Genomic DNA, 6,375 nt, shown 5'->3' on the forward strand with positions numbered 1-6,375 from the left:
GACCTATGATGTGAGCTTGTTTAGTGCACAAGCCATAGAGCGTTTGAATGACCACTTGTGTCGTTTATTAACCGCGCTCAGTGCAGTGAATGAGCAAGAGGTGGCGCTACATACACTGCCTATCTTGTCAGAGGCAGAGCAACACCACTTGGTACATGGGCTCAACAACACAAAGATGGACTATCCAAAAGACAGCTGTATTCATGAGTTGTTTGAGCAACAGGCGCAAGCGACACCAGATAAAGTCGCGGTGGAGTTTGGGTCACAGCAGCTGACTTATGGCGCATTGAATCGCAAGGCGAACCAACTGGCGCATTACTTAGTGAATACACAGGGTGTTACCCCAGATACCTTGGTGGGATTATGTGTAGAGCGTTCATTAGAGATGATAGTGGGGATGTTAGGTATTTTGAAGGCGGGTGGGGCGTATGTACCACTTGACCCGAACTACCCACAGGCGCGTTTAGCGCATATTATCTCAGACTCACGGGTTCAAGTGGTATTGACACAATCACATCTAAAAGCTGTTGTGACACAAGTCAGCACCGTGATGCTAGATGATTTAGAACATGCGCAGAGCACACATATTTTTTCAGGCTATAGCACAGAAGACCTCCAGCATTGTGCAGATACATTGAATGGTAACAATTTAGCCTATGTGATTTATACCTCAGGCTCAACAGGTCAACCTAAAGGTGTGATGTTAACGCATCAAAATGTGGTGAATTATCTTACTCAGGTGCAGCGTTACCCTCACGATGATGTTGAGTGTACGGTGATGAGTACGTCATTGAGTTTTGATGCGACAGTCACACCTATTTTTGGTGCCTGGGTCAGAGGGATTAGCTTGAAAGTACTGCCAGAGAACAACAATATTCTGACAGCGCTGAGTGAGAGCATAGTCACGGAAAAAAGTGCGATGTTCAAGCTTACACCAGCCCACCTACAAGGGTTGGAGTTATCGCAACAGGCACAAGGTAAGCACGTTGTGATAGTCGGGGGAGAAGCGTTCTCTTATGAATTAGCGCGTAAAGCAATAAACATGATGCCAAACAGTTTATTCATCAATGAATATGGACCCACAGAGGCAACAGTAGGGTGTAGTGCTGAAATCTTCGGGCAACAAGCATTGAAGGATATGGAAGGCGCGGTAGACATTAATATTGGCCGGGCCATTGTTAATACACAATTGCTGGTATTGGATGATAAACAAAACTTGTTACCTATGGGGGCAACAGGAGAGTTGTACATAGGGGGAGAAGGATTAGCGCGAGGGTATTTGCATCAACCGGCGCTAACGGCCGAACGCTTTATTTACAATCCATTTTATGATGCGACTCAGGCCAATAGCTCAGAACATTTATATAGAACAGGAGACTTAGTACGTTACCTAGATGATGGCAAGCTGGAGTTTGTAGGGCGAACAGACGAGCAAGTTAAGCTAAGAGGATATCGTATTGAATTGGCGGAGATAGAGCACCATCTGAGTATGTTGGCAGAGGTAGACTCGGCTTGTGTGTTGGTGACAGATGTTGCGGGCATGCCGCAATTGGTAGCTTATATCAAAGGTCTAAACAACCAAGCGCTATCAACAGCACAGCTACAAGAGGCGTTGAGAAGCAACTTACCAGATTACATGGTGCCAGAGATCTATGTCCCGCTAGAGCAGTGGCCATTGACGCCAAATGGTAAGATAGACAAGCGAGCGCTGATAGAGCTTGGGAAGACACAAAGCAAAACAGTACGCAGATTAGCACAAACCCCAAGCGAGCAGAAATTAGCAGCGATTTGGGCGGAGTTGCTGGATTTGTCACAAGAGGAAGTTTGCACGCAAACCAGCTTCTTTGAACTAGGAGGAAACTCCTTATTGACCATGCGTATGATGGCGCGCATCAAAGGTGCATTCAATCAGATGATGAATGTTGAGCAATTGTTTGAAGAACCAACGATACAAAGTATTGCTAATAAATTGGATTGTTTAGCGATTTTGCAAACAACCGCAGAAGATCACAATGATGAAGATGTCATTGCAGAAGGAACGTTATAAGCGGCTGATTCTCAGCCGATGGAGATGCTATGAATAATAATAATAATATCAAACCAGAATATAAAAAAATGAGTGATAGTCCTTATAGCCCATGTTTAATAGAGTTTGATAGTGATAGCGAAAGTGCATTGGATTACTTATATCAGCACACGCGAGAGATTGAGAATATATTGAGTTCGGCTGGTGCTGTGCTCGTTCGTGGTGGGGGTTTTAATAACTACCAAGCGGTTGAGAAAGTCTCTGACTTGTTCTTTTTGGAAGCATTGAAATATAACGGTGAGCATTACCCTGTCGCCGAAAATACGTCGGTACAAAGGCCTGTTAATTATGCTAATGCTGAATTTTTGTTATGGCACAACGAGAACACGTTTAATCATTCTTTTCCAGCTAAGGCGATATTTGCTTGTGAGCTGAAAGCTGATGTAGGCGGACAAACACCGATTGCTGACAGCCGAGAAGTGCTTAATAACTTGGACAAAGAAGTGCGAGAAGCATTTATCAACAAACAGGTCATGTATGTTAGAAAGTACGAATCCCATGACTTTTTAGGTGTGGGTTGGAAAACAATCTTTAATACCGATGATAAACAAACAGTTGAGCGCTTGTGTCGTGAAAAGCACATGTCTTTTGAATGGGTAGATGGAGACATATTAATCACGCGTGCAGTTAGGCCAGCAGTCATAGAGCACCCCGTCAGCGGAGAACTAAGTTGGATAAATCAAGTGTTGCATTGGCATTTTCATTGCTTGAGCCCTGCTTCTCAAGAAGACGTAAAGGTCATGTTTGAAGAAGAAAGGTTGTATCCTCGTAATTGCTATTTTGGAGATGGTAGTAAAATTCCCAATGACTACATAGACCATATTCACGCTGTGTATAAACAATGCCAGATGCAATTTGATTGGCAAAACGGTGACCTACTGTTAGTGGACAACGTTTTAAAAGCACATGCAAGAAACCCATACAAAGGGGAAAGAAAGATACTTGTATCATTTGGCGATGTAATTACTTATTAATGCAAGGAAGTTGTGAATATGCATATCGATATCGCAGACATTATTAAGCGAGCCGCTGGGCTGGGCGTACTACTTCATGTAGAAGGTGAAGAGCTTAAATTTAAACTTAAAGTGAAGGTGTTTCCGCCAGACATTAAACAGGAAATTATTGCCAACAAGTCCGCCATCATCGACTTTTTGAGTCAATTAAGCGCTGGCAATGAAGCAGGTTCAGTGCATACTGAGATTGCAAAAGTTCAAAGGCATCAGCAGGGGTTGCCGACTTCTTTTGCACAAAGACGCTTATTGTTGATTGATAAGCTACAAGGGGGAACGCCAGAGTACAATTCTCCCAAAGTGCTCACGGTATCGGGAAACGTGGATTTAGCTTTGCTCAATAAGGTGTTTAACACCATCATTGAAAGACACGAGGTTATTCGCACCATTTACTCAGAAGTGGATGGTGACATGTATCAGCATATTCAAAGCATGAGCCAAATTAACTTTACGGTTGACGTGCAGGATTTGACGCACCTAGATGAAACACTGCGCCATCAAGAAGCGTCGCGTTTAATCGCCGATGAGTTAAAAAGGCCTTTTGATCTGTCTGAAGATTTGATGCTACGTGTGAGCTACTTCAAAACACAGGCGGATGTTGGTTATTTCATATTGAACATGCATCACATTGCAACGGATGGCTGGTCAATGGAAGTGCTGACGAAAGAGTTCTTTACCCTTTACGATGCCTTTTATCACAATAAACAGAATCCGCTGCCGATGCTTGATATTCAGTATGCGGATTATGCTGCATGGCAAAGAAGTGATCAGGAAACAAAAAAAATCGCGACGCAGTTACAATACTGGGAGCAGCACTTAGATAACTTACCATCAGTTCATAGTTTGCCGTTGGATACAGTGCGTTCGCAACATCAACAACATCAAGGTGCGATGATAAGTCAAAGCTTGTCTAAAGAAGTGACGCAAAGGCTGATGGGTGTTGCCAATACACATAAGTTGACACCATTCATGCTTTTTCATGCAGCATTGTCACTGCTCATTTCTCGCCATGCCAATACCCATGACATTGTGGTAGGCACGCCAGTGGCGAATCGTACGCATGACTCATTGGCACCGCTGATTGGTTTTTTTGTCAATACTTTAGTGCTCAGAGCTAATACAGCATATGACACGTTATCGGATTATTTACATCATATCAGGCAAGTTCATCTAAAAGCGCAAGCCAACCAAGATGTCCCTTTTGAACAGTTAGTTGATCGACTTAAAGTGCCTCGCAACACTGATCACAGCCCGTTATTTCAGATAATGATCACCACAAATACAGATTATGGTGTCAGTAATAATGCTCATGTGGCTGCGTTAACTGATCTAGATATTCGACCCTATCGCTCACAAACCATTGCAGCCAAATTCGATTTAGACATTGCATTGAATCTACATGAGAATGGCGCTGATATTCATTGGACCTATGATACGAGTTTGTTCAATGAGAAAACGGTTGCTAGGCTCAGCGAGCACTTGTGCCGATTAATGACTGGGATCAGTGAAGTGGGTGAGACTAACACCGCTATACGTACTTTACCGATGTTGTCACACAGTGAACAGCAGCATCTGGTTTATGACCTCAATGATAATACGCTGGATTATCCTGTTGATAGATGCATTCACGAGCTTTTTGAGCATCAAGTGGAACAAACACCTAACCATGTTGCCATAATTTTTGCTGATCAACAGCTCACTTATCAAGCTTTGAATGAACGCGCTAACCGACTGGCGAATTATCTAATCGAGATGCACCATATTAAACCTGATACTTTGGTTGGTCTGTGTGTTGAGCGTTCTGTTGATATGGTTGTAGGTATCTTGGGGATCCTTAAAGCTGGAGGGGCTTACCTGCCGATTGACCCAAGCTATCCTCAGGAACGTATAGATTACATCATTGATGATGCATCTTTGTCGACGATTGTCAGCCATGAATCAGCATTAAGTGTGCTCGCGGATTATTCTGGTGATGTCGTTAACCTAGATGAACGGGTGGCATATGATTATTTTAATCCAGACAATCTTGCCTGTGCCACTTTGGGTTTGGGTTCTACGCATCTTGCGTATGTGATATACACCTCGGGCTCAACTGGAAAACCTAAAGGGGTTATGGTGGAGCACCGTTCGGTTGTGAATCTAATCACAGCGCAAAAAGTATCTTATGGCTTTGAACAGTTGAGTTATGAAACGGGCATATTATTGGCCAACTATGCGTTCGATGCGTCTGTTGAGCAACTATTTTTAATGCTATTGACTGGCGCTAAGGTGATCATCCCAAGTCGCGCTGAATTACTTTCTGCAGATCAATTATGTTCATACATAAGTCGATACAAAGTGACACATCTCGATAGCACGCCTTCACATTTGTTGAGTTTCATCGGTGGGGTTAACTTTGACCATATACGCAGAATGGTGTCAGGTGGAGAAGGGTTTATACCGCAATTACTTGAGTTAAGTGACACGCAAATCTTTAATGTTTACGGCCCGACAGAGGCGTGTGTTACCAGCCATGTATCCAAGTCTCATGATTCAATTGGTAAAAGTATTAGCAATTGCCAGACGTTTGTTTTATCCGATACTCAACAGCTGGTTGCCAAAGGTTGTGTGGGAGAGTTGTACATTGGTGGAGACGGTCTAGCGCGTGGTTATTTGAATCGTCCGCAGTTGAGTGCAGAGCGCTTTATTGCCAACCCATTTTATGATGCCACGCATCCAAATAGCTCAGAGCGTTTATATCGTACCGGTGACTTAGTGCGTTATTTACCAGATGGTAATTTAGAGTTTATAGGGCGAGTGGACGATCAGGTTAAGATCCGCGGGTTTAGGATTGAACTGGGTGAAGTCGAAGCACAGCTTGCAGCCCAAGCAGGCGTTGACTCAGCATTGGTGATGGCCAAAGAACTGGCGGGCGCACAACAATTGGTGGGCTATATCCAAGCCAATGGCGCATTAGACGAAGCAGGTCAGCGACAATTGGTGGCTCAGGTGAAAGAGAGTTTAGCGAACTGCTTGCCTGATTACATGGTGCCAAGCGTACTTATGGTGGTGAATACGTGGCCGCTGACAGCCAACGGTAAGATAGATAAAAAGGCACTACCACAACCAGATGGTAGTGTGTTGCAGGGGGAATATGTTGGCCCATGTAGTGAAGCGGAAGACTCATTAGTGAGGATTTTCTCACAGCTGCTGGACATTGATGCAGATAAAATTAGTACAACAGCGAACTTCTTCGAACTGGGAGGGCATTCACTGCTGAGTATTCGTTTGATTTCGCTT

3 protein-coding genes are annotated in these 6,375 nt (G+C 43.8%); all 3 read left to right on the top strand.

The genetic code is table 11. From position 1 onward, the window contains the following. On the top strand, positions 1-2,047 hold a 2,047-nt coding region (locus BET10_RS04105), incomplete at its 5' end, for a non-ribosomal peptide synthetase (RefSeq protein ID WP_139158736.1). 29 nt (positions 2,048-2,076) lie between these two features. Next, positions 2,077-3,060, top strand: coding sequence for a TauD/TfdA family dioxygenase (locus BET10_RS04110; protein ID WP_070983630.1), 984 nt, complete (start codon positions 2,077-2,079; stop codon positions 3,058-3,060). Between the two features lie 18 nt (positions 3,061-3,078). After that, a partial coding sequence (locus BET10_RS04115) for a non-ribosomal peptide synthetase (protein WP_139158737.1) occupies positions 3,079-6,375 on the top strand: 3,297 nt, incomplete at its 3' end.

The organism is Pseudoalteromonas amylolytica (assembly GCF_001854605.1).
Taxonomy (GTDB): domain Bacteria; phylum Pseudomonadota; class Gammaproteobacteria; order Enterobacterales; family Alteromonadaceae; genus Pseudoalteromonas; species Pseudoalteromonas amylolytica.

Excerpts from the sequence above, each read along its gene's own strand:
- BET10_RS04110 (WP_070983630.1), top strand. The coding sequence starts at position 2,077 with ATGAATAATAATAATAATATCAAACCAGAATATAAAAAAATGAGTGAT.